Annotated in this window: 27 protein-coding genes; 14 read left to right on the forward strand and 13 right to left on the reverse strand. The window is 72.4% G+C overall.

Annotation, left to right across the window (positions count from 1 at the left end):
- Positions 1-19: 19 nt before the first annotated feature.
- Positions 20-1294: an MFS transporter gene (locus AB0F61_RS00990; protein ID WP_357801858.1), complete on the reverse strand. Its 1275-nt coding sequence runs from the start codon at positions 1292-1294 to the stop codon at positions 20-22.
- 177 nt (positions 1295-1471) lie between these two features.
- Here AB0F61_RS00990 and AB0F61_RS00995 point away from each other — a divergent pair, with 177 nt between their 5' ends.
- Together AB0F61_RS00995 and AB0F61_RS01000 are read left to right on the forward strand one after the other, a co-directional pair.
- Positions 1472-1726: a DUF5522 domain-containing protein gene (locus AB0F61_RS00995; protein WP_357801862.1), complete on the forward strand. Its 255-nt coding sequence runs from the start codon at positions 1472-1474 to the stop codon at positions 1724-1726.
- Between the two features lie 111 nt (positions 1727-1837).
- Entirely contained in the window at positions 1838-2386 is a 549-nt protein-coding gene (locus AB0F61_RS01000; RefSeq protein WP_357801864.1) for a hypothetical protein, read from the forward strand.
- Positions 2387-2405: 19 nt separating this feature from the next.
- On the opposite strand, the gene AB0F61_RS01005 is transcribed toward AB0F61_RS01000, so the two are convergent.
- Positions 2406-3095, reverse strand: coding sequence for a metal-dependent transcriptional regulator (locus AB0F61_RS01005; protein WP_355032859.1), 690 nt, complete (start codon positions 3093-3095; stop codon positions 2406-2408).
- Positions 3096-3196: 101 nt separating this feature from the next.
- Between AB0F61_RS01005 and AB0F61_RS01010 the strand changes: the two genes are divergently transcribed.
- From AB0F61_RS01010 to AB0F61_RS01020, 3 genes are read left to right on the forward strand one after another with little or no spacing between them, the layout of a single operon-like run.
- Positions 3197-4057, forward strand: a complete 861-nt coding sequence (locus AB0F61_RS01010; RefSeq protein WP_357801868.1) for a sulfurtransferase — start codon at positions 3197-3199, stop codon at positions 4055-4057.
- A 48-nt stretch (positions 4058-4105) separates the two neighbouring features.
- Positions 4106-5287, forward strand: a complete 1182-nt coding sequence (locus tag AB0F61_RS01015) for an acetoin utilization protein AcuC (RefSeq protein WP_357801870.1) — start codon at positions 4106-4108, stop codon at positions 5285-5287.
- A gap of 24 nt (positions 5288-5311) precedes the next feature.
- Positions 5312-7867, forward strand: coding sequence for a GNAT family N-acetyltransferase (locus AB0F61_RS01020; RefSeq protein ID WP_357801873.1), 2556 nt, complete (start codon positions 5312-5314; stop codon positions 7865-7867).
- A 3-nt stretch (positions 7868-7870) separates the two neighbouring features.
- Here AB0F61_RS01020 and AB0F61_RS01025 read toward each other — a convergent pair whose 3' ends face one another.
- The gene (locus tag AB0F61_RS01025) at positions 7871-8278 is read right to left on the reverse strand and encodes a VOC family protein (RefSeq protein ID WP_357801876.1); all 408 of its coding nucleotides are present in this window, start codon (positions 8276-8278) and stop codon (positions 7871-7873) included.
- Positions 8279-8391: 113 nt separating this feature from the next.
- Entirely contained in the window at positions 8392-9396 is a 1005-nt protein-coding gene (gene sigB / locus AB0F61_RS01030) for an RNA polymerase sigma factor SigB (RefSeq protein WP_357801878.1), read from the reverse strand.
- Positions 9397-9638: 242 nt separating this feature from the next.
- On the opposite strand from sigB, the gene AB0F61_RS01035 reads away from it, so the two are divergent.
- The gene (locus AB0F61_RS01035) at positions 9639-10427 is read left to right on the forward strand and encodes a sporulation protein (RefSeq protein ID WP_357802091.1); all 789 of its coding nucleotides are present in this window, start codon (positions 9639-9641) and stop codon (positions 10425-10427) included.
- Positions 10428-10553: 126 nt separating this feature from the next.
- Here AB0F61_RS01035 and dtd read toward each other — a convergent pair whose 3' ends face one another.
- Positions 10554-10976 (reverse strand): D-aminoacyl-tRNA deacylase, encoded by a 423-nt coding sequence (gene dtd / locus AB0F61_RS01040; protein ID WP_357801881.1) that lies wholly within the window; start codon positions 10974-10976, stop codon positions 10554-10556.
- The gene (locus tag AB0F61_RS01045) at positions 10976-12460 is read right to left on the reverse strand and encodes a methyltransferase (protein ID WP_357801883.1); all 1485 of its coding nucleotides are present in this window, start codon (positions 12458-12460) and stop codon (positions 10976-10978) included. The genes dtd and AB0F61_RS01045 overlap by 1 nt, the downstream gene beginning before the upstream one ends.
- 95 nt (positions 12461-12555) lie before the next feature.
- Here AB0F61_RS01045 and AB0F61_RS01050 point away from each other — a divergent pair, with 95 nt between their 5' ends.
- Positions 12556-13146: an HhH-GPD-type base excision DNA repair protein gene (locus tag AB0F61_RS01050; protein ID WP_357801885.1), complete on the forward strand. Its 591-nt coding sequence runs from the start codon at positions 12556-12558 to the stop codon at positions 13144-13146.
- A gap of 9 nt (positions 13147-13155) precedes the next feature.
- On the opposite strand, the gene AB0F61_RS01055 is transcribed toward AB0F61_RS01050, so the two are convergent.
- Together AB0F61_RS01055 and AB0F61_RS01060 are read right to left on the reverse strand one after the other, a co-directional pair.
- Positions 13156-13467 (reverse strand): hypothetical protein, encoded by a 312-nt coding sequence (locus AB0F61_RS01055; RefSeq protein WP_357802094.1) that lies wholly within the window; start codon positions 13465-13467, stop codon positions 13156-13158.
- A gap of 2 nt (positions 13468-13469) precedes the next feature.
- Positions 13470-13769: a hypothetical protein gene (locus tag AB0F61_RS01060; protein WP_357801886.1), complete on the reverse strand. Its 300-nt coding sequence runs from the start codon at positions 13767-13769 to the stop codon at positions 13470-13472.
- 104 nt (positions 13770-13873) lie between these two features.
- On the opposite strand from AB0F61_RS01060, the gene AB0F61_RS01065 reads away from it, so the two are divergent.
- Positions 13874-14233, forward strand: a complete 360-nt coding sequence (locus tag AB0F61_RS01065; protein ID WP_030337423.1) for a DUF3099 domain-containing protein — start codon at positions 13874-13876, stop codon at positions 14231-14233.
- 27 nt (positions 14234-14260) lie between these two features.
- On the opposite strand, the gene AB0F61_RS01070 is transcribed toward AB0F61_RS01065, so the two are convergent.
- On the reverse strand, positions 14261-15160 hold the full coding sequence (locus AB0F61_RS01070) for a PfkB family carbohydrate kinase (RefSeq protein WP_357801888.1): 900 nt from the start codon (positions 15158-15160) through the stop codon (positions 14261-14263).
- Positions 15157-16092 (reverse strand): pseudouridine-5'-phosphate glycosidase, encoded by a 936-nt coding sequence (locus AB0F61_RS01075; RefSeq protein WP_357801890.1) that lies wholly within the window; start codon positions 16090-16092, stop codon positions 15157-15159. Before AB0F61_RS01075 ends, AB0F61_RS01070 begins: the two co-directional genes overlap by 4 nt.
- 88 nt (positions 16093-16180) lie before the next feature.
- Between AB0F61_RS01075 and AB0F61_RS01080 the strand changes: the two genes are divergently transcribed.
- From AB0F61_RS01080 to AB0F61_RS01090, 3 genes are all read left to right on the forward strand, one after another.
- Positions 16181-16399, forward strand: a complete 219-nt coding sequence (locus AB0F61_RS01080; RefSeq protein ID WP_007456912.1) for a DUF3039 domain-containing protein — start codon at positions 16181-16183, stop codon at positions 16397-16399.
- A 40-nt stretch (positions 16400-16439) separates the two neighbouring features.
- Positions 16440-17102: a trimeric intracellular cation channel family protein gene (locus AB0F61_RS01085; protein WP_357801893.1), complete on the forward strand. Its 663-nt coding sequence runs from the start codon at positions 16440-16442 to the stop codon at positions 17100-17102.
- Between the two features lie 189 nt (positions 17103-17291).
- Positions 17292-19025, forward strand: a complete 1734-nt coding sequence (locus tag AB0F61_RS01090) for a DEAD/DEAH box helicase (RefSeq protein WP_357801895.1) — start codon at positions 17292-17294, stop codon at positions 19023-19025.
- 1210 nt (positions 19026-20235) lie between these two features.
- Here AB0F61_RS01090 and AB0F61_RS01095 read toward each other — a convergent pair.
- Both AB0F61_RS01095 and AB0F61_RS01100 read right to left on the reverse strand, forming a co-directional pair.
- Positions 20236-20469 (reverse strand): hypothetical protein, encoded by a 234-nt coding sequence (locus AB0F61_RS01095; protein WP_030337431.1) that lies wholly within the window; start codon positions 20467-20469, stop codon positions 20236-20238.
- A gap of 245 nt (positions 20470-20714) precedes the next feature.
- Positions 20715-22325 carry an RNA polymerase sigma factor gene (locus AB0F61_RS01100; protein WP_357801898.1) on the reverse strand — a complete coding sequence of 537 codons (1611 nt, stop codon included), beginning with the start codon at positions 22323-22325 and terminating at the stop codon, positions 20715-20717.
- A gap of 288 nt (positions 22326-22613) precedes the next feature.
- Between AB0F61_RS01100 and AB0F61_RS01105 the strand changes: the two genes are divergently transcribed.
- Positions 22614-23435: an inositol monophosphatase family protein gene (locus tag AB0F61_RS01105; RefSeq protein WP_357802096.1), complete on the forward strand. Its 822-nt coding sequence runs from the start codon at positions 22614-22616 to the stop codon at positions 23433-23435.
- 37 nt (positions 23436-23472) lie between these two features.
- Here the strand turns inward: AB0F61_RS01105 and AB0F61_RS01110 are convergent, their stop codons facing one another.
- Positions 23473-23988, reverse strand: a complete 516-nt coding sequence (locus tag AB0F61_RS01110; RefSeq protein ID WP_357802097.1) for a LytR C-terminal domain-containing protein — start codon at positions 23986-23988, stop codon at positions 23473-23475.
- Between the two features lie 432 nt (positions 23989-24420).
- On the opposite strand from AB0F61_RS01110, the gene AB0F61_RS01115 reads away from it, so the two are divergent.
- Together AB0F61_RS01115 and AB0F61_RS01120 are read left to right on the forward strand one after the other, a co-directional pair.
- Complete coding sequence (locus AB0F61_RS01115; RefSeq protein ID WP_007075406.1) at positions 24421-24717, forward strand: DUF4193 domain-containing protein; 297 nt, start codon at positions 24421-24423, stop codon at positions 24715-24717.
- A 116-nt stretch (positions 24718-24833) separates the two neighbouring features.
- Entirely contained in the window at positions 24834-25691 is an 858-nt protein-coding gene (locus tag AB0F61_RS01120) for a hypothetical protein (RefSeq protein ID WP_357801901.1), read from the forward strand.
- Positions 25692-25698: the final 7 nt, after the last annotated feature.

The raw sequence follows: 25698 nt of genomic DNA on the forward strand, positions 1-25698 counted from the left end.
TCCCGAGCATCGTCGGACCCTACGATGAAACCGGCGGCGTGTCCCGCATTCGTCGCAGCGGAGAGCAGACCACGAACAGGCACGCCGCCCAGGTGCCCAGCACGCACACCCAGAGCGCGCCGCGCAGCCCCAGCGCGGTGCCGAGCGCGCCGCCGGTCAACGCGCCGAGGGGGATGACCCCGAAGCAGATCCAGAGGAACGCGGCGTTGACCCGGCCGAGGATCGCCGACGGGGTGATCCGCTGTCGGTACGACATCGCGGCCACGTTGAACAGCACCGCGTTCGCCGAGAACGCGGCCAGCCCGACCCCGTAGAGCAGCACTCCCCAACCGGGCCGTGCCAGCGGCATCAGCAGATAGAACGGGCCCGGGGCGGCCATCGCCAGCCAGATCACCCGGGCCGAGCCCAGCCAGGCCGACAGTCGGGCGGCCAGCACCCCCACCACCAACCCGCCGACGGCGCTCACCGAGAAGACCAACCCCACCTGCACCGGCGAGGCGTGCAGCTCACGCACCAGGAAGGTCACCTCGATCGAGGAGGACGCCATCACCCAGAAGTTCGACCAGGTCGTGCAGGCCAGGATGCTGACCAGGATCGGCTGCCGCCGGATGAAGCCGAGCCCGTCGGTCAGCTCCACCCGCAGCGGCACGCGGGCGGCCGGCTCGCCGTGTACCGGTGGCTGCCGGATCAGGATCAGCGTCAGCGCGCTGACCAGGAAGGCGAACCCGTTGGTCAGGAACGTGCGGGCGGCGCCGACCAGCCCGATGAGCGCCCCGCTGACCGTCGGGCCGACCAGTTCGGCGGCGTCCTGGCTGATGGTGAGTTTGGCGTTGCCGTCCACCAGCAGGTCCGCCGGCACCAGCCGGGGCAGCAGGGTCTTGTACGCCACGGTGAACAGCACGGTGAGCACGCCACCGAGCCCGACCACCGCGTACAGGAAGGGCAGGGTGAGGTGGCCGACCAGGGCGGCCACCGGCAGGGACAGCAGGAGCGCGGCCCGGCCCAGGTCACAGGCGATCATCAGCCGCCGCTTGTCGAGCCGGTCGGCGGCGATACCCGCCGGCAGCGAGAACAACAGGTACGGCAGCCAGGCCAGGACGGTCAGCAGGGAGATCTGGAAGACACTGGCGTGCAGGGTGTCGGCGGCCAGCAGCGGCACCGCCACGCCGCTGATCCGGGTGCCCAGCTCGCTGACCGTCTGACCGCCCCACAGCAGCAGGAAGTTCCGGCTGCGCCACAGCGACAGGGCCGTCCCCGCCTCGGCCGCCGGGCGCTGCTCCACCTGCTGACTCACGGTCGCTGCCTGTCCGTGCGGGTAGTGCCGCCGGTCGGCGGCCTGCGGACTGTATCGGGATGCGACCCGTCCGGCACCGCAATTCCACAGCCCTCGCCGCCCTGGCCCGGCACGGTTGAGTCGCCCACGCCGGGCCGCCCCTAGACTGCTGCGGGTGACCCGGAAGGACTGCTGCTGGTGACCGAGGAGCGACGACCCCTGGCGGATCGGCCGCTCACCGAGCCGCACCCGTCCCGGCTGTCGCCCGCGCACCCCGACCGGGCCCGGATCCTGGCCATCCACGCCGCCGCGCTGACCGCCGGGGAGGCTGGCTACCTCGACCCGGCGACGGGGCTGTTCGTGCTCAGCGCCGGTTTCCTGGCCCGGCGCGGCACCTGCTGCGGGCGCGGCTGCCGGCACTGCCCGTACGTGGACGATCCACCGTCCGGATAAGCACGGACAGACCGGCGCAACGAGGGCTTCCGCCGGACACCGACACCCCGTACGGTGTCCGACGGACATCCGGCGGGCGCCTTCCGCCGTCGGTCGGCGAGAGGGTGGAGCGTGCGCGGGCGGATCGTGGTCGGAGGGCTGGCGGGGCTGCTGGTGAGCGGCTGCGCCGCCGAGGCCGAGCCGGTGGCGGTGCCGCCGCCGGTGCCGATCGCGGTGGACGTGGTGGCGGCCTCCTCGGGCGGCGCCTGCCGGCTGTTGGACTTCGCGCTGATCGAGCAGGTGGTGAAGGTGCGCTTCGACGTGGCGGCGGCCAGCGAGCTGGGCGACACGCACACCTGCGTGGTGCGCGCCGGAGGCGCGGCGCTGCCGGAGCTGACGCTCAGTGTGTCCGAGACCAGTATCGACAAGACCACCTTCGGCGCGGACGTGGTGCCGGACAAGGCGGCGAAGCTCACCGGGTTGGGTCAGCAGGCGTACCGGCGGACCACCGCCGCGGCGAGTGGGCACGGGCCGGTCGCCGAAGTGGGCTGGCTGGCCACCGACGGGCGCCTGGCCACGTTGAGCTGGACCGGTGCGCGTGGCAGCGAACGCACGGCCGCGGAGAAGGTGGCAGGTGACCTGGCCGTACTGGCCAAGAAGGTGGACACCCGGGCGTTGTGACGCCCGGGTGGCCGGTTGGTCAGTTGGCGGCGACGAAGACCCGGGAGGCGACCTCGCGGGGCAGTCGCACCCGGTCGCCCGACCGGTCGATCGACACCCCGTCGCGCTCCTGTGCCACGGTCACCGTGGCGCCCGGGTCGACACCGGCGGCGTGCAGTTGACGCAGCACGTCGGCGTCCTTCTGCACGCTCTCGCAGATCCGGCGCACCACGACCGGCCCGGAGAGGCCGGGGAAGGCCAGGTTGCGCTCGCCCTCGACGGCCTCGGTGGCCTCCGCCGCCGGCGAGCCCAGCTCCTGTAGCCCCGGGATCGGGTTGCCGTACGGGGAGCGGGTCGGCCGGTTGAGCAGGTCGTACACCCGCTTCTCCACCGCGTCGCTCATCACGTGCTCCCAGCGGCAGGCCTCCTCGTGGGCCTCCTCGTAGGGCATCCCGATGACGTTGACAAGCAGCAGCTCGGCGAGGCGGTGCTTGCGCATCACCGACACGGCGCTGCCGCGGCCCTGCACGGTGAGCGTCAGGTGCCGGTCGCCCTCGACCGTGAGGAGGCCGTCGCGCTCCATCCGGGCGACGGTCTGGCTCACGGTGGGGCCGCTCTGCTGCAGCCGTTCGGCGATGCGGGCACGCAGCGGCGGCACACCTTCCTCTTCCAGTTCGAGGATGGTGCGCAGGTACATTTCGGTCGTGTCGACCAGGTCGTGAGACTTCATAACGTCAGCGGCCCTCCGGTGCACGATGGTACCCCGGGTGGTGGCCCGGCGGCCGCCGCCGAACCGCGTGCCCTCGACGTGAATGGTGTTGGATGGTCGCCATGTCCGATACCCAGGAGCCGCTGGTCGAAGCCGATCGGCTCGCCGCCGAGCTTGACCAGGCCGATCCGCCCACCCTGCTCGACGTTCGCTGGCGGCTCGTCGGCCCACCCGGTCGTGACGACTACCGCGCCGGCCACCTGCCCGGCGCGGTCTTCGTCGACCTGGACACCGCGCTCTGCGGGCCGCCCGGCGCCGGCGGCCGGCACCCGCTGCCCGACCCGGCCGCCCTCCAGGCCGCGCTGCGGGCCGCCGGTGTCCGCGCCGGTCACCCGGTGGTCGTGTACGACGGAGGCGACGGCCTGGCCGCCGCGCGGGCCTGGTGGACGCTGCGCTGGGCGGGGCACCGGCAGGTGCGACTGCTGCACGGCGGCTACCCGGCCTGGGTCGCCGCCGGCCGGCCCGTCTCCACCGATGCGCCCGCCCCGCCCCCCGGCGACGTCGTGGTACGCCCCGGTGACCTTCCGGTGCTCGACGCGGGGCAGGCCGCCGAGCTGGCCGCCGCGGACGACGCGGTGCTGCTCGACGTGCGGGCGGCGCCCCGCTACCGGGGCGAGGTCGAGCCGATCGACCCGGTCGCCGGGCACGTGCCGGGGGCGGCGAACCTGCCCGCCGGAGAGTACGTCGGCCCGGACGGGCGCTTCCCGGCCGCCGAGGCGCTGCGTGAGCGGTTCGCCGCCGTGGGGGTGACCGGGGCGCGGGGCGTCGGGGCGTACTGCGGCTCCGGGGTGACCGCCGCGCAGGCGGTGCTCGCGCTGCACCTGGCCGGCCGCACCGATGCGGCGCTCTACGTTGGATCGTGGAGCAACTGGGTGGCCGACCCGGCGCGTCCGATCGCCTCCGGGCCGACACCTGGGCGCTGACCAGCGCGTGCGGTGGGTCGGGGATGGTCCTCGTGCGACGATGGGCTCATGTCCGACGACACGGTGGTGGTGTGGGACGAGTCGCTGCTCGCCTACGACATGGGTGACCATCCGCTCGACCCGGTCCGGGTGGAGCTGACCGTCGCGCTGGCCCGGGAGCTGGGCATCCTGGCCCGGCCCGGGGTGCGGATGGTCAAACCGGAGCCGGCCGACGACGCCCTGCTCACCCGGGTGCACGACCCTGCCTACCTGGCCGCGGTGCGGGCCGCGCCCCGCGATCCGCTCTTCGCCGGGTACGGGCTGGGCACGTCCGACAACCCGATCTTCGAGGGGATGCACGAGGCCAGCGCGCTGATCGCCGGCGCGACGGTGGCCGCCGCGGAGGCGGTCTGGCGTGGTGACGCCCGGCGAGCGGTGAACGTGGCCGGTGGCCTGCACCACGCGATGCCCGCCCGCGCGTCCGGCTTCTGTGTCTACAACGACCCCGCGGTGGCCATCGCCCGCCTGCTCGACCTGGGCGCGGAGCGGATCGCGTACGTGGACGTCGACGTGCACCACGGCGACGGTGTGCAGCAGATCTTCTGGAACGACCCCCGGGTGCTCACGGTGAGCGTGCACGAGACCCCGCTGGCGCTCTTCCCGGGCACGGGTTTCCCGGACGAGACGGGCGGGCCGGGCGCGCAGGGCACCGCGGTCAACCTGCCGTTGCCGCCGGGCGTCGACGACGCCGGCTGGCAGCGGGCGTTCCACGCGATCGTGCCGTCGGTGCTGCGCGCGTTCCGGCCGCAGGTGCTTGTCACCCAGTGCGGCGCCGACGGGCACCGACTGGATCCGCTCGCCGACCTCAACCTGACGGTGGACGGGCAGCGGGCCACCTACCTGGCGTTGCGCGCGCTCGCCGACGAGTTGTGCGACGGTCGGTGGGTGGCCACCGGCGGCGGCGGGTACGCGCTTGTCGAGGTGGTGCCCCGGGCCTGGAGTCAGCTACTGGCCGTGGCCACCGGCGACCCGATCGATCCGGCCACGCTCACCCCGCCGGCCTGGCGGGAGCTGGTCGCCTCCCGTCGTCTGGGCCGGGAGGTGCCGCTGCGGATGACCGACGACGCGGACCCGTCGTACGAGCCGTGGCAGCCGACCGGCGAGCCGAACGCGGTGGACCGGGCGGTCGCGGCGACCCGCAAGGCGGTCTTTCCGCTGCTCGGGCTCGATCCGTACGATCCGCGGGACTGAGCCGGGCGGGGGAGGGCTGCGCCGGTGACGACAGTGGACCAGCCGGTGGACGTGCTGCTCAGCGACGGCAGCACCGTCCAGTTGCGGCCGATCGAGCCGGCTGACGCGCCGGGCATCGTGGCGATGCACAGCCGGTTCTCCGAGCGCACCCGCTACCTTCGGTATTTTTCCCCGTACCCGCGCATCCCGGAACGGGACCTGATCCGGTTCGTCACCGTCGACCACCACGACCGGGAGGCGTTCGTGGTGCTGGCCGCCGACCGGATCGTCGCGGTCGGCAGGTACGAGCGGCTCGGCCCGCAGGCGCCGGACGCGGAGGTGGCCTTCGTGGTGGAGGACGCCTACCAGGGCCGGGGCATCGGTTCGGTGCTGATGGAGCACCTGGCCGACACCGCCCGCCGCAACGACATCATGAGCTTCGTCGCCGAGGTGTTGCCGACCAACGGGACGATGTTGCGGGTCTTCGCCGACTTCGGTTACCAGGTCCAGCGCGAGTACGCCGACGGTGTGGTGCACCTGAGCTTCCCGATCGCGCCCACCGACGCCACGCTTGAGGTGCAGCGTGGCCGGGAGCACCGCACCGAGGCCCGCTCGATCGCCCGGCTGCTCGCCCCGCGTGGCATCGTCGTCTACGGTGCCAGCGCCACCGGCCAGGGCGTCGGCGCGGCGGTGCTCGGGCATCTGCGCGACGGCGGTTTCACCGGCACGGTGGTGCCGGTGCATCCGAGCGCGTCGACAGTGGCGGGCCTGCCCGCGTACCGGTCGGCGGTCGACGCGGGCACGCCTGTGGACCTGGCGGTGGTGGCGGTCCCGCCGGAGGCGGCGACCGCTGTGGTCGCCGACGCCGCCGCCGCGGGGGTGCACGGTCTGGTGGTCATCTCGGCCGGCTTCGCCGAGGCCGGGGCCGAGGGCGCGGCCACGCAGCGGGCGCTGGTCCGCGCGGCGCACGCCGCCGGCATGCGGGTGGTCGGCCCGAACTGTCTCGGCGTGGCGAACACCGACCCGACGGTACGCCTCAACGCCACCCTCGCCCCGGCGTTACCGCCGGCGGGCCGGGTGGGCATCTTCAGTCAGTCCGGCGCGTTCGGGGTGGCGCTGCTCGCCGAGGCGGACCGGCGTGGCCTCGGCTTGTCCAGCTTCGTCTCGGCCGGCAACCGGGCCGACGTCTCCGGCAACGACCTTCTGCAGTACTGGCAGGACGATCCCGGCACCGACGTGATCATGTTGTATCTGGAGACCTTCGGCAACCCGCGCAAGTTCGCCCGGCTGGCCCGGCGGATCGGCCGGGCCAAACCTGTCGTCGCGCTCGCCTCGCCGGCCCGCCCGGTGGGGGTCGGTGACACCGCCGGGCCGGACGAGGTGGCGGTGGCCGCGCTCTTCGCCCAGTCCGGGGTGATCCGGGTGGATACCGTGCCGGAACTGCTCGACGTGGGTGTGCTGCTGGCCGACCAGCCGTTGCCGGTCGGCGGCCGGGTCGGTGTGGTGGGCAACTCCTCGGCCCTGACCGGCCTGGCCGCCACCGCCTGCGTCGGGCATGGCCTCACGGTGGCCGACGGTTATCCCCGCGACGTCGGGCCGAGCGCCGGTGCCGCCGAGTTCGCCGCCGCTCTCGCCGAGACGGCCCGCGACGACCAGGTGGACGCCCTGGTGGTGGTCTTCGCCCCGCCGCTGCCCGGCCAGCGGACCGATGTGGACGCGGACGTGACCGCCGCCCTACCGGCGGCCCTCGCGCTGGGCAAGCCGACAGTGGCGACGTCTCTGGCCGGGCGGCTGTCGCCGGGGGTGCCCGCGTACGGGGGAGTGGAGGAGTCGGTGCGGGCTCTCGCCCTGGTGCACCGGTACGCCGAGTGGCTACGCCGCCCGCCCGGGGTCGTACCCGAGTTGTCAGGTATCGACCGGGTCGCCGCGTCTGCCGCGTTCCGTCCCGACGCCACCGACCCCGGGGCGCTGCTGGCCGCGTACGGGATCGACGTGGTGGCGTCGGTGCCCGTCGACTCGGTCGACGCTGCGGTCGACGCGGCGGCACTGCTGGGCTACCCGGTGGCGCTCAAGGCGGCTGCCCCCGGGCTGCGGCACCGGCTCGACCTCGGCGCGGTCCGGCTCGACCTGCCCGACGAGCCGGCTCTGCGCCGGGCGTACGCCGAACTGGCCGCTGCCTTCGGCGCGGACGCGCTGATCCAGCCGATGGTCCCGCCCGGGGTGGCCTGCGTGGTGGAGCTGGTGGAGGATCCGGCGTTCGGGCCGGTGGTCGGCTTCGGTCTCGGTGGGGTCGCCACCGAGCTGCTGGGCGATCGGGCCTGGCGGGCGGTGCCGCTCACCGACACCGACGCGGCCGAACTGGTCGACGAGCCGCGGGCGGCGCCGCTGCTGCGCGGGCACCGGGGTGCCGCGCCGGTCGACCGCAAGGCCCTGGCCGACCTGTTGCTGCGGGTGGGTCAGCTCGCCGACGAGCAGCCCCGCGTGCGGTCGTTGACCCTCAACCCGGTGCTCGCCCGTCCGGACGGCATCGCGGTCCTGCACGCCCAGCTCCAGGTGGGCGGCGTTGCCGCCCGCCCGGACACCGGCCCCCGCCGCCTCTGAGAGTCAGGGCCGGCTGGAAATCTGTTGGACGCCCCACGAGTTGCCGTCCGGGTCGGTGAAGAAGACGAAACCGACGTTGTCCAGCGGGTCCGGCACCGACCGGGGATTCTGACCCACCACCTGGATCTCGCTCACCGGCACACCTCGCTCGACCAGTTCCTCGCGGGCCCGCCTCAGGTCGGGCACCACCAGTTGCAGGCCCTTGAGTGAGCCCGGTGGCATGTCCGGGACGACACCCTTGCCGATCACGATGGAGCAGCCGGAGCCGGGCGGGGTCAACTGGATGATCCGCGCCTCGTCGCTGATCACCGTGTCGTGATCCACTGTGAAGCCGAGCTGGTCGGCGTAGAACGCCTTCGCCCGGTCCAGGTCGGAGACCGGCACGATCACCACTTCCAACGTCCAGTTCATTGTCGCTCTCCTCGTTTCGAGCACCGATGGCCGCAGTGGGGCGAGTCGCCGCACCATCACAGCACGGAAGGCCCCGGCGAACCGCCAGGACCTTCCGTGGGAACCGGGGTGCGTCAGCAGGCGTACGCCTCCAGGCGCTGCGCCCGCTCCGGGGCACGCAACTTCAGCAGCGTCACCTTCTCGATCTGCCGGATCCGCTCCCGCGACAGGCCGAACTCGCGGCCGACCTCGTCGAGCGTGCGCTGCCGGCCATCGTCCAGACCGAACCGCAACCGGATGACCGCCTGCTCCCGCTGGGACAGGGTGGCGAGCACGATGCTGACCTCGTTGCGCAGCTCGCCCTGGGCGGCGGCGTCGACCGGCTCGGTGCGCGGGTCCACCGAGGCCACGAAGTCGCCGAGCGCGCTCTCCCCGTCGTCGCCGACGGCCTGGTCCAGGCTGACCGGCTCCCGGTCGTAGGAGATCAGCTCGATGACCTGGACCTCGGGGATCTCCAGGGCGCGGGCGACCTCGGCGACTGTCGGTTCGCGGCCCAGCGTCACCGCCAGCTCGCGGCGGGCCCGGACCATCCGGTTGACCTGCTCGACCATGTGCACCGGGATGCGGATGGTGCGGGCCTGGTCGGCCATGGCCCGGGTGATCGCCTGCCGGATCCACCAGGTGGCGTACGTGGAGAACTTGTAGCCCTTGGCGTAGTCGAACTTCTCCACCGCCCGGATCAGGCCGAGGTTGCCCTCCTGGATCAGGTCGAGGAACGCCATGCCACGGCCGGTGTAGCGCTTGGCGATGCTGACCACCAGCCGCAGGTTCGCCTCCAACAGGTGGTCCTTGGCCGCCCGGCCCTCCGCGACGACGAGTTCCAGGTCGGCCCGCAACTCCTCGGAGACCGGGGTGCAGGTGCGCAGCTTCTCGTCCGCGAACAGGCCGGCCTCGATCCGCCGGGCCAGGTCGACCTCCTGGGCGGCGGTCAGCAGCTTCGTCCGGCCGATCCCGTTGAGGTACGCCCGGACCAGGTCGGTGGAGATGCCACGCTCGTCGGTGGCGTCCAGGTCGGCGAGGACCTCGGAGGTCCCGTCGGTGTCGGTCGTGGTGGCCGGGCGCATCCGGTGTTCCGTCATCTGCAGGACCATCTCTGTCTCTCCCCGTTTCCACGTCTGTGCCGTGTCTCCGGCCCAGTGGTGCCGGTGTGAGACACAGCTTGGCGGGCGGGGCGTAAAACGGGAGTGAGGCGATCGGGCACCCGACAGGAATTGGGTCGGATCGTTGGTGCGGAGTGTCGTCCCGGTCTGTGCTTGCCCGCCACGGCTACGTTGCGGACGGTCGGCCACCTCGGTCGGCACGGTCACAGTTGGAGGACGGTGTGGTCTTCAAGCGGCTCATGAAGGCGATGGGGGTCGGCGGCCCGTCGGTGGAGACGGTGCTGGCCGACCTGAACTGCCGCCCGGGCGGCCAGTTGGAGGGCCGCATCCAGGTGGTCGGCGGTGACCACCAGGTCGACATCGACCACGTCGCCCTCGGCCTGGTCACCCGGGTCGAGGTCGAGAGCGGCGACAACGACTACGACACCACCCAGGAGTTCCACCGCCAGCAGGTCACCGGCGCGTTCCGGCTGGAGCCGGGGCAGCGCCACGACATCCCGTTCCGTTTCGACGTGCCGTGGGAGACACCGGTCACCGAGCTGTACGGGCAGCACCTGCACGGCATGACGATGGGGCTGCGTACCGAGCTGGAGGTTGCCCGCGCGGTCGACAAGGGCGACCTGGACGCGGTGTCGGTGCACCCGCTGCCCGCTCAGGAACGACTACTGGACGCGTTGCTGCGGCTGGGTTTCCGGTTCGCACGCGCCGATGTGGAGCGTGGGCACATCTACGGCGTACGGCAGACGTTGCCGTTCTACCAGGAGATCGAGTTCGGCCCGGCGCCGCAGTACGCCCGCTCGATCAACCAGTTGGAGGTCACCTTCGTCGCCGACGCCCACCAGATGCAGGTGGTGCTGGAGGTCGACAAGCGCGGTGGTGTCTTCACCGAGGGTCGGGACGCCTTCGGCCGGTTCACCGTCGACCACGCCACCGCCGATCGCACCGACTGGACCGCCGAACTGGACAACTGGCTCCGCCAGTCCCTGTCCCGCCGAGGCCTCTTCTCCTGACCCCACCCCACCCCACCCCACCCCGCCCCGCCCGCCGCCTGTCCGGTGATCATGAGGTTGACCGGCGATTCGATCTTCAAAGGACCCGTCAACCTCATGATCAACCAGGGGTCAGGGGTGGGTGGGTCAGAGGTCCAGGAGGAGGGTTCGGGGGCCGATGTTGGTGCTTTCCACCAGCATGTGGGTGCGGAAGCGACCGGTCTCCACCTTCGCTCCTCGTTCGCGTAGGGCGTCGACCACCGCTGTCACCAGTGGTTCGGCCACCTCGGCGGGGGCGGCCGCCGTCCAGCTCGGCCGGCGGCCCTTGCGCGCGTCGCCGTAGAGGGTGAACTGGCTGACCACGAGGATCGGCGCGCCGGTGTCGGCGGCGGACCGTTCGTCGTCCAGGATGCGCAGCTCATGCACCTTGCGGGCCATCGTCCGAGCGGTCTCCGCGGTGTCGGTGTGGGTCACCCCGAGCAGCACCAGCAGGCCGTTCTCGATCGCGCCGACCACCTCGCCGTCCACCGTCACGCTGGCCCGCCCGACGGTCTGCACCACCGCACGCATCAGGCGGTCACCGCCTCGATGAAGCCGCGCTCCAGCAGGTGCGCCACGATCGGGCCGGCGGCCTCGGCCATCTCGTCGGGCTCGACGTCGTGCGCGGCGGCGAGCAGGGCGAGCTGGTCACGCAGCGGCAGCCGGCCGTCGGCGCCACCGACAAGCGCCAGCACCAGTGGGTCGATCTCCTCGGTCCAGCGCAGGCCGTGCGGCATCGCCAGGACCTGCCGGTCCACCGCCCAACCCTCGTCACCCATGGTGGCCTCCTGCCGTAGCTGGAGACCCTCGGCGGCCCGGTAGCGCTCGGCGAGCAACGCCTCGGTGTCGCGTACCCGGAGAAAGTCCTGGCGGTCGAACCAGGCGGCGACCTGGTCGCCCAGCGGTGGCTGCACCCGCTGGCGCAGGTCCTCCACCCGGACCACCGGGTCGGCGTGTCCGCCTCGGCGCAGGGACACGATGCCGAAGCCGATCCCCTCCACCTTGTGCGCGTCGAACCAGTCCAGCCAGGCGGCCATCCGCTGCGGGTCGGCGGTCTCGCCGACGTCGGTGAGCCACAGGTCGACGTAGGCCATCGGGTCGGCCACCTCGCGCTGGATCACCCAGGCGTCCAGGCCGGTCCCGGCGAACCAGTCGGCCACCCGCTCGTCCCACGCCTCGCCGGCGACGTGCACCCAGTTCGCCAGGTACTGCATGGTGCCGCCCTCGGTGAGCAGGCCCGGGGCGGCGGCGGCCAGTTCCGCGCCGATCGCGTCACCGACCCGACCGGAGTCGCGGTAGACGTGCGTGGTGGTGCCCGGACCGACAACGAACGGCGGGTTGCTCACCACCAGGTCGAACCGCCGGCCGGCCACCGGGGCCACCAGGTCACCGCGGAGCAGCTCCCAGTCCTGCCCATTGAGGGCGGCGGTGGTCGCGGCGAAGCGCAGCGCCCGCTCGGAGAGGTCGGTGGCGGTCACCGACCTGGCGTGGGTCGACAGGTGCAGGGCCTGCACGCCGGAGCCGGTGCCCAGGTCCAGTGCGGTGTCGACCGGCCGGCGCATGGTCGCGCCGATCAGGGTCTGGGTGGCCCCGCCGATGCCGAGGACGTGCTCGGCGTGCAACGGGCGACCCGGGCGGGCACTCGCCGACACGTCGGCGAGCACCCACCAGTCCTCGCCGTACGGCTCCAGGTCGACGCCGGCACGCAGGCCGTCGCCGTACCGCTCGACCAGCCCGCCAGCGAGGGCCTCCGCCAGGCCCAGCGGTGCCAGCGCGGCGACCACCGCCGACTCCGGCTCGGTCTGGTCGCAGATGAACATCCGGATCAGGGTGCCGAGCGGGTCGCCGTCCTCGGTGGCGCGCAGCGCGGCCCGGTAGTCGTTGCGGGCGACCGCGGCGGTCGCCTGGGCGCCCAGCCGCTCGGCGATGCCCTGGCTGGTGAATCCGGTCCGGGTCAGCGCGGTGCGCAGGGCGTCGACGCCGGCGGGGGAGAGCAGCATGTCGTGTTCGTCCACCCCGACATCCTGCCTGCCGTCGCGTCCCGGGTCAGCGTCACCCGCCGGAAGGTGTCGGAGCGTCGGTGTCCGCCCGACTCGGTACGCCAGGCAGGATGGTCCGCATGACGCTCGTGCTGCCCATCGACCCGGAGGCCAACCGGCTGCTGGAGCGCAGCCCGCTGGCGCTGCTCCTCGGCATGGTCCTTGATCAACAAGTTCCGATGGAGAAGGCGTTCTCCTCGCCGTACGTGCTGGCGCAGCGGCTCGGCCATGAGCTGGACGCGGCGGAGCTGGCCGGGTACGACCCGGAGGCCCTGGTCGCGCTCTTCGCCCAGCCGCCCGCGCTGCACCGGTTCCCGAAGGCGATGGCGGCCCGGGTGCAGGAGGTCTGCCGGGTGCTGGTGGAGCGCTACGACGGTGACGCGGCACTGCTCTGGTCGGAGGTCGCCGACGGGCCGGAGCTGCTGCGCCGGGTCTCGGCGCTGCCCGGCTTCGGCAGGCAGAAGGCGCAGATCTTCGTGGCCCTGCTCGGCAAGCGCTTCGGGGTGACCCCGCAGGACTGGCGGAAGGCGGCCGGTGACTACGGCGACCCGGGCGCGTACCGGTCGGTGGCCGACGTCACCGACGTCGACTCGCTGCGTCGGGTGCGGGAGTTCAAGCAGCAGATGAAGGCGGCGGCCAGGGCGAAGGCCACCGACGGCTGACCCGTGTGCTCAGGCGGCGGTGGGATGCGCCAGCGAGGCCAGCGCACGCCGGACGTCGGCCAGCGAGACGGTCGCCGAGTCGTCCAGGTCGGCCAGGCCGGCCTCGATCCACTGGCGCATCAGCGTGGTGACCCCGATGCCCCGGGCGTCGGCGGCGGCCCGCACCCGCTCGTAGGTGTCCAGCGGCAGCCGGACCGATCGGCTCACCATCGGCACGTCGGTGTCGGGAGTGGGAAGATCCACCCCCGGGCCCTCGTCGATCAACTCGGCGATCCGGTCGCCGCCGTTGTGGAACTGCTTGGTCGCGTCGTCACGGTGCATCGTCACGGCCTCCTCGTCTCCCGAGATCTCCGCACGGCCTCGTCGTAGCGCTTGGACTCGACGTCGCTCAACTCGCGGGCGGAGAGGATGTCCCAGTCGTTGTCGGTGCCATCGGCCTCGGCGAGCAGCACCGCCAGTCGGCGGCCCCGACGGGCAACGGCGTAGACCACCATGACGTCGTCGCCCAGGTGGCGGATGACCCGTCGGGCGCTGTGCAGCGCCTCCCAGACTTCCCCGGGCGTGACGTCGTAGACCCTCAGGTTGGACAACGCCTCGTCGGTGAAGCTGAACCTGCTGCCCACGTCGCGGAGCGTACCACGCGCGTAACACGCAATGGGATGAGTCGAATTTCGCTGATCACGGGTTTGCGGTGACAGGATGGGGCGTAATCCCCTCGAGGAGGTCCATGGTGAAGCGGCAGGCCTACCAGCCGATTCTGATCACCGACGCCTCGCGCAGCCAGGACGATCAGCTCAACAGTCGCCAGCGCCGTTATGTCCTGATGATGGGCATCCGGGTGCTGTGCATCATCGTCGGCGCGATCCTGGTCGGTGCGAACGCCCCACTGCTCTGGCTGTGGCTGCCGCTGTGCGGCCTCGGCATGGTGCTCATTCCCTGGCTGGCCGTGCTGCTCGCCAACGACCGGCCGCCCAAGGAGGAGCACCGGCTGGCCAACCGGTTCCACCCTCGGCAGCAGGACGACACCCCGCCGATGAGCCTCACCGCCGAGGAGCGCCCGCACAAGGTCATCGACGTCGAACCCTGACCCGCGAACGGGCCAGGGTCCGAGCGGTCACGGCTGCGGCCGTGCGCCAATCGTGGAGACGGCGAGCGCCCCCAGGTCGGTGGCACGGTTCAGCGCCACGGTCGGGGTGGCGCCGGCGAGCCAGGCGGTGAGCAGGCCGGCCGCGAAGGCGTCGCCCGCCCCGGTGACGTCGCGCACCGCCACCCGCCGGGCCGGAGCCACCCAGACGGCCGCGCTGCGGTCGACCCAGACCGCGCCGGCCGCCCCCCGCTTCACCACGACCCGCCAGGCCGTCGCCGACAGCGCCCGCCCCTGCGCCGCCGGGTCCAGCCCGCCGGCCAGCACCGTGGCCTCGTCCGCGTTGACAAGCAGCAGGTCGACATCGCGTACCCAACTCAGGAACGCCGCAGCGCCCACCCGCCGCAGCGGCGCCGCGGAGGCCGCGTCGACGCTCGTGGTGAGCCCGCGCTCGCGGGCGGCGGCCAACGCCCGCAGCCCGGCGTCGCGCGACCCGGCGTCCAACAGGGTGTACGCGGACAGGTGCAGATGCCCGGCGTCGGGCACCGCCGCGAGGGCCCGCTCGACGTGCGCGACGCTCAGCCGCAGGTTCGCGCCCCGCTGGCTGACCATGGTGCGCTCGTCGTCGGCGGCCAACACCATCACCGTGCCGGTCGACACGTCCTCGACCCGCTCGATCGCGCAGTCGACACCCGCCCGCTCCAGCTCGGCGACCCGGTCCCGCCCGGCGTCGTCGTCGCCGACGGCGCCGACGAGCGTGACGTCCACCCGCTGCGCGGCGACCCAGGCGGCGGTGTTGGCCGCCTGACCGCCGCCGCCGATACTGATCGCGGCTCCGGTGTCCGAGCCGGCCGCGAGCGGCCCGGACAGCACGGCGACCACATCGGTGATCACGTCCCCGACGACGACCACCCGGGCCGGTCGGGTCATACCGCGGCGGCGGTGTCGCGGGCGGCCGCGGCCACCGCGATCCGCGCGGCCAGGTCCGCGTTGCGCAGGATGATCCGGACGTTGACGGCGAGGCTCGCGCCCTCGGTGGCCGAGTGGAAGTGCGCGAGCAGGTACGGGGTGACGGCCTTGCCGGTGATCCCGTCCCGCTCCAGCAGGGCCAGACCGTCGGCGAGCGTCCGGTCGTGCAGCTCCGGGTCGAGCTGTTCGTCGACCGGCAGCGGGTTGGCGACGAGCAGCCCGCCGGTGTGCAGCGCGTGCGCGTCCCGGGCGGCGAGCACGTCGGCGACCTGCTCCGGCGAGTCCACCGACCAGTCCAGGTCGAAGCCGGCATCGGTGCGGTAGAAGCCGGGGAACCGGCGGGTGCGGTAACCGAGCACGGCGACCCCGAGGGTCTCCAGGCGCTCCAGCGTCGCACCCACGTCGAGGATCGACTTGACGCCGGCGCAGACCACCACGATCGGGGTCTGGGCCAGGGTGACCAGGTCGGCCGACTCGTCGAAGGTGTGCGCGGCCTCCCGGTGCACCCCGCCCAACCCGCCGGTGGCGAACACCCCGATCCCGGCAGCGGCGGCCACGGCGCTCGTCGCGGCAACGGTGGTGGCGCCGTCCACGCCGGTCGCCGCAGCCACCGCGAGGTCGCGCACGGAGAGCTTCGTCACTCCGTCGACCGTGGCCAGTCGGGTCAGCTGCGCGTCGTCCAGGCCGACCACCAGCTTGCCGCCGATCATGCCGATCGTCGCGGGAACGGCACCGGCGTCCCGGACCGCCCGCTCGATTTCCCTGGCCACCCGCAGGTTCTCCGGCCGGGGTAGCCCGTGCGAGACGATGGTGCTCTCCAGTGCGACGACGGGTCGGCCGTCGCGCAGGGCTTCGGCGACCTCGGTGCCGTAGCTGAGGTGAAAGTCAGTCACACGGGCACCGTACGGGGTCGGGCTCCGGCCGGCCTCAGGTGGACCCGGCCGTGATGACCTGCCAAACTTGACGGTTGGAGGTGCAGACGTGAGCACAGAGGTTCTCGAGCGTCCAGAACTGAAGGACGCCGACACCGGTCCCGAGATGTTCCACTACGTCCGCAAGGAGAAGATCGCCGAGAGTGCCGTCATGGGCACCTTCGTCGTCGCGCTCTGCGGCGAGACGTTCCCGGTCACCAAGGCGGCCAAGCCGGGTTCGCCGGTCTGCCCCAAGTGCAAGGAGATCTACGACTCGTACCGCGAGTGAACCCCGGCCGGTCTCCCGGCCGGCGACGTAGCCTGCGGCGGTGACCACCTCCACCGCCCTGCTCCTCGCCGACCTGACCGGCGTCGCGGTGTTCGCCGCCTCCGGGGCCTCGGCGGCTGTGGCCAAACGGCTCGACCTCTTCGGCGTCGCGTTCGTCGGGTTCGTGGCCGCCCTCGGCGGTGGGATCTTCCGGGACCTGGTCATCGACGAGGTGCCGCCGCTGGCCTTCGCCGACTGGCGGTACGCGGCCACCGCCGCGATCACCGCTTTGGCCGTCTTCTGGCTGCACCCACAACTGACCCGACTGCGCACCACAGTGCTGGTGCTGGACGCGGCGGGCCTCGCGCTGTTCACCGTCACCGGCACGCTCAAGGCGCTCGACGCCCGGGTGCCGGCCGTCGGCGCGTGCCTCATCGGCATGCTCACCGCGATCGGCGGCGGGCTCGCCCGCGACCTGCTCACCGCCGAGATTCCCGTCGTCCTGCGCCGGGAGATCTACGCGCTGGCCGCGCTGGCCGGGTCGGTCACCGTGGCGCTGCTGTACGTCACCGGGCAGACCGGACCGGCGCCGCTCACCGCCGCCGCCGTCCTGGTCTTCGGGCTGCGCCTGATCGCACTGCGTCGACGCTGGTCCGCGCCGGTGGCGACGCTGCGCCCGCCGCGTACCGGTGGGGCGGATCCGCGCACCGACCGGGAGTGGTGAGACGGTCGGGCCGCTGATCGGTTGGGTACGGGACTGTGACAGGCGTGGCGTCGCCTGGGCCGTGGGGCCCGCGCTGGTTATGCTGAGTCGGCCTTCGCGGCAGCTTCTGCGCGGAGGCGTTTTCATGGGCGGCGGGACTCGTGGCCCTCGCCCGGGGTCCGCCATCGTGCGGTCGGAGAGGAGCTTCGCGTGGCAGCCCGGACGCCGGTGCTCGAGACGTTCCCGGCACTACGCGCCTGGCAGCGCAAGGCGCTGGTGGAATACCTGCGTCGGCGTACCGACGACTTCACCGCGGTCGCCACGCCAGGTGCCGGCAAGACCACCTTCGCCCTGCGGATCGCGGCCGAACTGCTCGCCGACGGCACCGTCGAGGCGGTCACCGTGGTCGCACCGACCGAGCACCTGAAGAACCAGTGGTCCGACGCCGCGGCCCGGGTGGGCATCCAACTCGACGCCGCCTTCCGCAACGCCGACCTGCACTCCGCGGCCGACTTCCACGGCGCGGTGGTCACCTACGCCCAGGTGGGCATGGCCCCACAGGTGCACCGCCGGCGCACCATGACCCGGCGCACCCTGGTCATCCTCGACGAGATCCACCACGCGGGCGACTCCCGGTCCTGGGGTGACGGCGTGAAGAACGCCTTCGAACCCGCCGTACGCCGGCTGATGCTCACCGGGACACCGTTCCGCTCCGACGACAACCCCATCCCCTTCGTCAGCTACGAGCGGGGCGGAGACGGGCTGCTGCGCTCCCGCGCCGACTCCGTGTACGGCTACTCCGACGCGCTGCGCGACGGCGTGGTCCGGCCGGTGCTCTTCCTGGCGTACTCGGGAGAGACCCGGTGGCGGACGAACGCGGGGGAGGAGTTGGCCGCCCGCCTCGGCGAACCCATGACGCAGGACCTGGTGGCGCAGGCCTGGCGGACCGCCCTGGACCCGGCCGGGGACTGGATGCCACAGGTGCTGCGGGCGGCCGACGCCCGACTCACAGTGCTCCGCAACGCGGGGATGGCCGACGCCGGTGGCCTGATCATCGCCACCGACCAGCAGACCGCCCGCTCGTACGCCAAGTTGATCGAGCAGGTGACCGGCGAGAAGGCCGCCGTGGTGCTCTCCGACGACCAGGGCGCGTCCGCCCGGATCGCGACGTTCGCGGCGTCCGACCAGCGGTGGCTGGTCGCGGTGCGGATGGTGTCCGAGGGGGTGGACATCCCCCGGCTCGCGGTCGGGGTCTACGCCACAAGCGCCAGCACGCCGCTCTACTTCGCCCAGGCCATCGGCCGGTTCGTCCGGGCCCGTCGGCCCGGGGAGACCGCGTCGGTGTTCCTGCCCAGCGTGCCGCACCTGCTCGGCCTGGCCAGCGAGATGGAGACCGAGCGGGACCACGTGCTCGGCAAACCCAAGGAATCCGACGGCTTCGACGACGACCTGCTGGAACGGGCGCAGCGCGACGACCAGGCCAGCGGCGAGCTGGAGAAGCGGTTCGCCGCGCTCTCGGCCACCGCCGAGCTGGACCAGGTGATCTTCGACGGCGCGTCGTTCGGCACCGCCGCCCAGGCCGGCACCCCCGAGGAAGAGGAATACCTCGGCCTGCCCGGCCTCCTCACCGCCGACCAGGTTTCCCTGCTGCTGACCAAGCGGCAGGCCGCCCAACTCGCCGCCCAACGCCGCCGTACCGCCGACGCGGCCGCTCAGCCGGCCGCTGCGCCCACCGCGGCACCTCCGGCACCCATGAGCGCCGCCCAGCGTCGCGTGGCCCTCAGGCGCCAACTGAACGCTCTGGTGGCCGCCCGACACCACCGCACCGGCCAGCCGCACGGCAAGATCCACGCCGAGCTGCGCCGACTCTGCGGTGGCCCGCCGAGTGCCCAGGCCACCATCGAGCAGCTAGAGGAACGCATCGCCACCGTCCAGACCCTCTAGACCCGCCATTCCGTAGCAGGCTGTGTCGTGGCGCCGTGTGGCGTGCGTCCGTGCTGGCGGTGCTCTGCGCCCGCGCGTGCGCGTGGTGTCTGTTGCGTGCGGGGGTCTCCTCGGCGGTGGTCTGTGCCCGTGCGTGGGGTGGTCTGTGCCCGTGCCTGCGGGGTGCACGTGGGTGCGGTGCTCTGCGCCCGTGCGTGCGGTGGTCTGCGCCCGTGCGTGCGGTGGTCTGCGCCCGTGCGTGCGGTGCTGCGCCCGTGCGTGCGGTGGTCTGCGCCCGTGCGTGCAGGTCGGCCTGCGCCCGCGCATGTGGTTGGTCTGCGTTCGCCCAACGAGGTGTGCCCGGCTTGAGTGCAGTGCGGTCTGCGCCCGTGCGTGCAGTGCGATCTGCGTTCGCGCACGTGGTGTGGTCGGGGTCCGTGCGTGCGACGTGATCCACTCGACTTTCTTGAAAACTCGGTGTTCGAGTCAGGTCGAAGGCGCGATTTCAGTGAACCCGAGTGGATCAACGAGGCCTTGGGCGGTGCAGAGGAGGATCGCCTGCCCGAAACGGCCGGGGATGCCCCGTGCGGGCATCTCGATCTCAAGATCGCGCTGTATCCAGGTCGTGGTGGGGCTCGGCGCGTCGCTGAGACGACTACATCCTGGTTCGAGCGTGACCTTGACGGCCGGTGGAGCCCAGACCTCGCTTCCGGTGTCTCGGGGCGGTGTTCGACGTCAAGATCCGCGCAGGATCAGGGATGTTGCTGTCTCCCGCGTGTCGGAGGCAGCAACATCGGGGAAGTTGCTCGGATCTTGGCGCAGGGCGCAGGGCGCAGGGCGCAGGGCGCAGGGCGCAGGGCGCAGGGCGCAGGGCGCAGGGCGCAGGGCGCAGGGCGCAGGGCGCGCGGGGCGCAGGGCGCAGGGCGCGCGGGGCGTGCGGGGCGCAGGGCGTGCGGGGTGCGAGGCGTGCGGGGCGCAGGGCGCAGGGCGTGCGGGGTGCGAGGCGTGCGGGTGCGGGGCGTGCGGGGCGCAGGGTGTGGGGCGTGCGGTGCATAGGTCGTGCGGGGCGCGGCAGGGCGTGCGGTGCGCAGGTGGGTGCGGGGTGCGGGGCGTGCGGTGCGCAGGGCGTGCGGTGTGCAGGGCCTGCGGGGCGTGCGGGGTGCGTTGGACAGGAAAAGCCGACCGGAGGTCCCCTCGGGGGACCTCCGGTCGGCTATGTCGGTTAGCGGATTTAGTTCGCCATCAGATCGGCGCCACGCCAGCTGAAATCGGGCTCCGTTGCGAACCGCTCGGTGATCTTCACGAGATCCTCCGCGTACTTGTTCGCGTGGTGCCCGCAGAACACCAGCTCGCTCCCACCCGCCAGAGTGATCCGGAGCTTCCCGGCAGCATTGCAGCGGTCGCACCGTTCATCGGCGGCTGGGGGTGCCACCGTCTCGGGCGGCGGCGTGAGGGTCGGGGTCATCGCCTTCCTCCTCTGGTCGTCACCGATGAACAATCTCTTCGGTCGTTGCTCACCTATGGTGCAACACCCTTACTAGGCACTGCCTTCCCTGTGTGCCCGCGGGGGACCGAGGTCACACCTGGCAGGGACAGTGTGCCGTGCACCCAGGGTGCCACGTCAACGATCACATTCGTGCATCCGGACGATCACCATCTGGTGTTGCACACCAGGTGGTCAAAACGACACGTTCGGTTGACGAAACCGGCTCAGTCCAGGTAATCCCGGAGGACCTGCGACCGGGACGGGTGACGCAGCTTGGACATCGTCTTGGACTCGATCTGCCGGATCCGCTCCCGGGTCACCCCGTAGACCTGGCCGATCTCGTCCAGCGTCCGTGGCTGGCCGTCGGTCAGGCCGAAGCGCAGGCGTACCACACCCGCCTCACGCTCGGAGAGCGTCTGCAACACCTGCTGGAGCTGGTCCTGCAGGAGCGAGAACGAGACCGCGTCGACCGCGACCACTGCCTCGGAATCCTCGATGAAGTCACCGAGCTGGCTGTCGCCCTCGTCGCCGATGGTCTGGTCCAGAGAGATGGGCTCCCGAGCGTACTGCTGGATCTCCAGCACCTTCTCGGGTGTGATGTCCATCTCCTTGGCCAGCTCCTCCGGAGTGGGCTCGCGACCCAGATCCTGGAGCAGCTCGCGCTGTATGCGGCCGAGCTTGTTGATGACCTCGACCATGTGCACCGGGATGCGGATGGTGCGGGCCTGGTCGGCCATGGCCCGGGTGATCGCCTGCCGGATCCACCAGGTGGCGTACGTGGAGAACTTGTAGCCCTTGGTGTAGTCGAACTTCTCCACCGCCCGGATCAGGCCGAGGTTGCCCTCCTGGATCAGGTCGAGGAAGGCCATGCCGCGCCCGGTGTACCTCTTGGCCAGCGACACCACCAGTCGGAGGTTCGCCTCCAGGAGGTGGTTCTTGGCCCGCTCGCCGTCACGGGAGATCCAGCCCAGGTCACGGACCATGTCCCGGACGAGCTTCTCTTCGCCCTCGTCGGCGGCACGCAGTCGCTCGGCGGCGTAGAGCCCGGCCTCGATCCGCTTGGCCAGCTCCACCTCCTGCTCGGCGTTGAGCAGCGGAACCTTGCCGATCTGCTTCAGGTACGCGCGGACCGAGTCGGCCGAGGCGGTCAGCTCGGCGTCCCGCCGGGCCTGCTTGAGTGCCTCGGACTCCTCGTCGTCCCACTCGAAGTCGTTGTCGGTCGCCGAGGCGGCGGCGTCGGTCTCGGCGGCCTGGGCCAGCTCGGCCGGCTCCTCGACCACCACGTCCTCGATCGCGGCGGCCAGTTCCTCCGGGTCGATCTCGCCGTCGGCGCCCTCGCCCTTGGCCTTGCCGGCGGCCTTCGTCGGTTTGGCGCCGGCAGCCGCGGCAACCGTCGCCTTGGTGGCTCGGGTCGACTTGGTCGCCTTCGCCGAAGCCGCCGCGGCGGCCTCGGCGGAGGTGCCGGTGGCCTTGCGTGCGGCCACCTTGCGCGGGGCCGGCGCCGACGGCGCGTCGTCGGCGGCTGGCGCCTGCTTCGGGGCCGGCGGGGCGGCCTTCTTGGTGGTCTTGGCGGTGGTGGCCCGGGACGCGGGGGTCGTCGAGCGGGCCGCGGCGACCCGGCGGCGGGTGCTCGCCGAGCCGTCCACCACGACGGTCACTCCCGCCTCGGAGAGCGCCCGCAGGATCTTCTTGGCCTGGGCCGGAGTCACCTCAGCGGTCTCGACGGTGCGCGCGAGCTGGGCCGACGTGAGCTGACCACCGGCGCTCTGCGCGTGGGCGATCAGGGTGTCGGTGAGCGAGCGAACGTCGGCGCCGGGCTGGCGGGGTTCTGTCACGAATGACCTTCCGGAGGCGAAGAGCGGGCACGGCCGGGTCGTCCGGCACAGCGTGGGGCAACCGGCCGGGCGATGTGGTTGAGGGACCCTCGCGTCCCGGGCCGGCCGGTGGTCGGCGGTCCGTGGCACGTGGGCAGGGGTGAATTGTAACGCCGTCTGCGGCGATCATCCTGCGCCGCACTGCGTAACGACGGTGGGACCGCTGATTCGGCGCTGATCTGGACTTTGTAAGGATGATACCCGCGCGTGGCCCGGAACACCCCGGTCGTGCGGGAAGGGGACGTTGGGATGCACGGTTCGGCACCGTCACCTCGGGATCTTTTGGCGATCGCGCTCGACGTGGCGCGGGACGCGGCGGCCACCGCGTACCGGATGCGCGTCGAGGGGGTTTCCGTGGCCGCGACCAAGAGCACGGTCACCGACGTGGTCACCGCCGCCGACCGGGCGGTCGAGCGGCAGGTGCTCGACGCGCTGAAGCGGGCGCGACCGCACGACGCGGTGCTCGGCGAGGAGTACGGCACCGGGGACACCGGGCCGGTCGCGCCGGGCGGGGTGCGGTGGATCGTCGACCCGATCGACGGCACCGTGAACTACCTCTACGGGCTGCCGTACAGCGCGGTCTCGCTGGCCGCCGAGGTGGACGGGGTGGTGGTCGCCGGCGTGGTGCGCAACGTGAGCACCGGCGAGGAGTGGACGGCCACGGCCGGGGGCGGCGCCTGGCGCGACGGGGTCCGGGTGCGATGCTCCGCCGAGGTGGACCTGGGGCAGGCGCTGGTCGGCACCGGCTTCGGCTACGACGCCCGTCGTCGTGCGCACCAGGCCCAGGTGGTGGCCGGGTTGATCGCACACGTCCGGGACATCCGTCGGCTGGGGGCCGCCGCGCTGGACCTCTGCCTGGTCGCGGAGGGCCGGCTCGACGCGTACTTCGAGAAGGGCCTCGCGGCCTGGGACCTGGCGGCGGGTGGGCTGGTGGCCGCCGAGGCGGGTGTGCGGGTCGCCGGCCTGGCCGGCCGACCGCCGGGGCCGGACCTGGTGGTCGCCGCCCCGCCCGCGCTCTTCACGCCGCTGCACGACCGGCTCGCCGAGTTGGACGCCGCCGGCGGCCCCTGACCGCTCGACGGGACGGCGCGTGGCGGTGGTTACGCCGTCACTTGGCGGCCGGGGAGGGGCAGGAGCCCTTGGGCGCCTTCGGCGGCCCCGAGTCGCCGAGGGACTGGTTGACCTCGGTCGTGGTGGCGAGCTGCTGGAAGTTGTTGCCCAGCACGACGTCCACGGTGTCGTCGGTGCGCTTCTCGTCGTAGCCCCGCACGGCCTCGTTGAGGAAGTACGCCTCGAGCAGGTGCGCGGAACCGACGCCCTTTGGGCCGTACCGCAGCACCGCGACGCCGTCGACCTGCTTCTTCTCGTCCCCGGTCTTGGTGACCTGGAACTGGCGGTTGCGGAACTCGTCGCTGACGGTGCGGGCGAGACCGGGCCGGTCCGTGGCGTTGAATACGTTGATCTTGACGTCCTTGCGCTCGCGCAGGGTCAGATCCGCGAGTGGCCAGCCATCCGGGCAACCCGCCGCGGTGCCCGCGTTGCCCTGGCTGTCGCGGACCACGGCCACGACGACGAAGACCAGGGCGATGACCGCCAGCAGGCCGACGACGACGAGTGCTCGCACGCGCGCAAAACTCATCAGGGCACTCCCCGGACTCCAGGTGGGTGGTGACGGCCTGAGCGCTCGCTCACGCCGCCGGCCGTCGAATACGCCGCTGAGGTTAACGGTTGTCCGGCCGTCGCGTGGAAACAGCCCGACATGCCGGCGCGCCGACCGCGGACCGGGTACTAATACCCCTATCTTCGTGTCGCCTGAATCACATTGGGAACAACTTCGCGTGCGGGGGCGTACATCTCAGCCGCAAGGGCGGTATACATGCCTCGCCCAAGGGGGGGTAAGGTTCCGCGCTCGCAGGGGAGTCGCCCCAGCGAGCTCGACCCGTTCGGTCCTCGGGTCGGGTGCCCGACACAAGTGGTGGCCGGCCAGCGGAACCGAAACAGCGTCGTCCGGCGTTACAACCGGAAGCGACAACATCGATATGGGAGAGTGAAACCGATGGCCACCGACTACGACGCCCCGCGTCGCGACGAGGTCGACCTCGGCGAGGACAGCCTGGAAGAGCTCAAAGCACGGCGCGTCGACTCACAGTCGGGCGCGGTGGACGTCGACGAGGCCGAGGTGGCCGAGAGCTTCGAGCTGCCCGGTGCCGATCTGGCCGACGAGGAGCTCACGGTCAAGGTGCTTCCGATGCAGCAGGACGAGTTCCGGTGCGCCCGCTGCTTCCTGGTCCACCACCGTAGCCAGCTGGCGGTCGAGCGTAATGGCGAGCTGATCTGCCGCGAGTGCGTCTGACAACCACGACACCAGCGGCGGCCTCCTGAACGGGGCCGCCGCTGCCGGTGTAGCCATGCGGCCGTGGTGGGTACCTGCTTGACTCGTAGCGGGTAGCCACAGCACCGGGAGGTCCGATGAGCGATCGAGGCGGTACCACCGACGGCGGCACTGACAAGCCTGGCGCCACCGACGGCGGCACCGGCGACCTCGGCGCCAGCGGCGGCGGCACGGACGACCTCGGCGCCACCGTCGCGGCGTTGACCGCGGACGACATCGGGCCGGCCCGACGCCGTCAACTGCTGACCCGGATGGTCGGGCAGGCCCGTGCCCGGGGCGTCTCCGACCTGTTCAAGCCCCGTGCGGCAGTGCGATGGATGGTCGACGCGGTCGCCGACGTAGCCCCGCACATACCGGTGCGAAACCTGGACACCCTGCGCCAGCACTTCCCCGGCCTGGACGACGCCGCCCTGGCCGACCGGCTCGTCCGCAACGCGTCGCGGACCACCGCCGCGATCGGCGCGGCCGGTGGGGGAGTCGCCGCCGTCGAGTGGACGATCGCCCCGACCCTGCTCTCCGCGCCGGTGCTGCTCGCCGCCGAGACCGTCGCCGTGGTGGCGGTGGAGCTGAAGCTGGTCGGTGAGCTGCACGAGGTCCACGGGGTCGCGCTACCGGCGGGCGGCAGTCAACGGGCCGTCGCCCTGGTGCACTCCTGGGCCACCCAGCGCGGGGTCAACCCGATGGTGCCCGGCGTGGGAGTGGGCGCGGTGCTCGGCACCGCCGCCCGCAAGGAGCTGCGGGACATGCTGCTGCGGCGCTTCGGTCGCAACCTCACCACGCTCGGGCCGTTCCTGACCGGCGCGGCGGTGGCCAGCTTCCTCAACCGGCGGGCCACCCAGCAGATGGCCGACCAGCTTCAGGTGGACCTGCGTCGGCGGGGCATCGCCCGGCCCGCGCCACCGTCGGCCCTGCCGGGCCCGCCGACCGGCACCTGAGCCGGCG

This window comes from Micromonospora sp. NPDC023888 (assembly GCF_040639415.1).
Taxonomy (GTDB): domain Bacteria; phylum Actinomycetota; class Actinomycetes; order Mycobacteriales; family Micromonosporaceae; genus Micromonospora.

Bases quoted from the DNA above. Each gene is read 5' to 3' on its own strand.
- AB0F61_RS01055 (WP_357802094.1), bottom strand. From the start codon at position 13,467: ATGCACCGTGACGACGCGACCAAGCAGTTCCACAACGGCGGCGACCGG.
- AB0F61_RS01010 (WP_357801868.1), top strand. From the start codon at position 3,197: ATGTCCGATACCCAGGAGCCGCTGGTCGAAGCCGATCGGCTCGCCGCC.
- AB0F61_RS01070 (WP_357801888.1), bottom strand. From the start codon at position 15,160: ATGACCCGACCGGCCCGGGTGGTCGTCGTCGGGGACGTGATCACCGAT.
- AB0F61_RS01105 (WP_357802096.1), top strand. From the start codon at position 22,614: ATGCACGGTTCGGCACCGTCACCTCGGGATCTTTTGGCGATCGCGCTC.
- AB0F61_RS01095 (WP_030337431.1), bottom strand. From the start codon at position 20,469: ATGACCCCGACCCTCACGCCGCCGCCCGAGACGGTGGCACCCCCAGCC.
- AB0F61_RS01065 (WP_030337423.1), top strand. From the start codon at position 13,874: ATGGTGAAGCGGCAGGCCTACCAGCCGATTCTGATCACCGACGCCTCG.
- dtd (WP_357801881.1), bottom strand. From the start codon at position 10,976: ATGCGTGCGGTGGTGCAGACCGTCGGGCGGGCCAGCGTGACGGTGGAC.
- AB0F61_RS01005 (WP_355032859.1), bottom strand. From the start codon at position 3,095: ATGAAGTCTCACGACCTGGTCGACACGACCGAAATGTACCTGCGCACC.
- AB0F61_RS01120 (WP_357801901.1), top strand. From the start codon at position 24,834: ATGAGCGATCGAGGCGGTACCACCGACGGCGGCACTGACAAGCCTGGC.
- AB0F61_RS01025 (WP_357801876.1), bottom strand. From the start codon at position 8,278: ATGAACTGGACGTTGGAAGTGGTGATCGTGCCGGTCTCCGACCTGGAC.
- AB0F61_RS01015 (WP_357801870.1), top strand. From the start codon at position 4,106: ATGTCCGACGACACGGTGGTGGTGTGGGACGAGTCGCTGCTCGCCTAC.
- sigB (WP_357801878.1), bottom strand. From the start codon at position 9,396: ATGACGGAACACCGGATGCGCCCGGCCACCACGACCGACACCGACGGG.
- AB0F61_RS01050 (WP_357801885.1), top strand. From the start codon at position 12,556: ATGGTCCGCATGACGCTCGTGCTGCCCATCGACCCGGAGGCCAACCGG.
- AB0F61_RS01115 (WP_007075406.1), top strand. From the start codon at position 24,421: ATGGCCACCGACTACGACGCCCCGCGTCGCGACGAGGTCGACCTCGGC.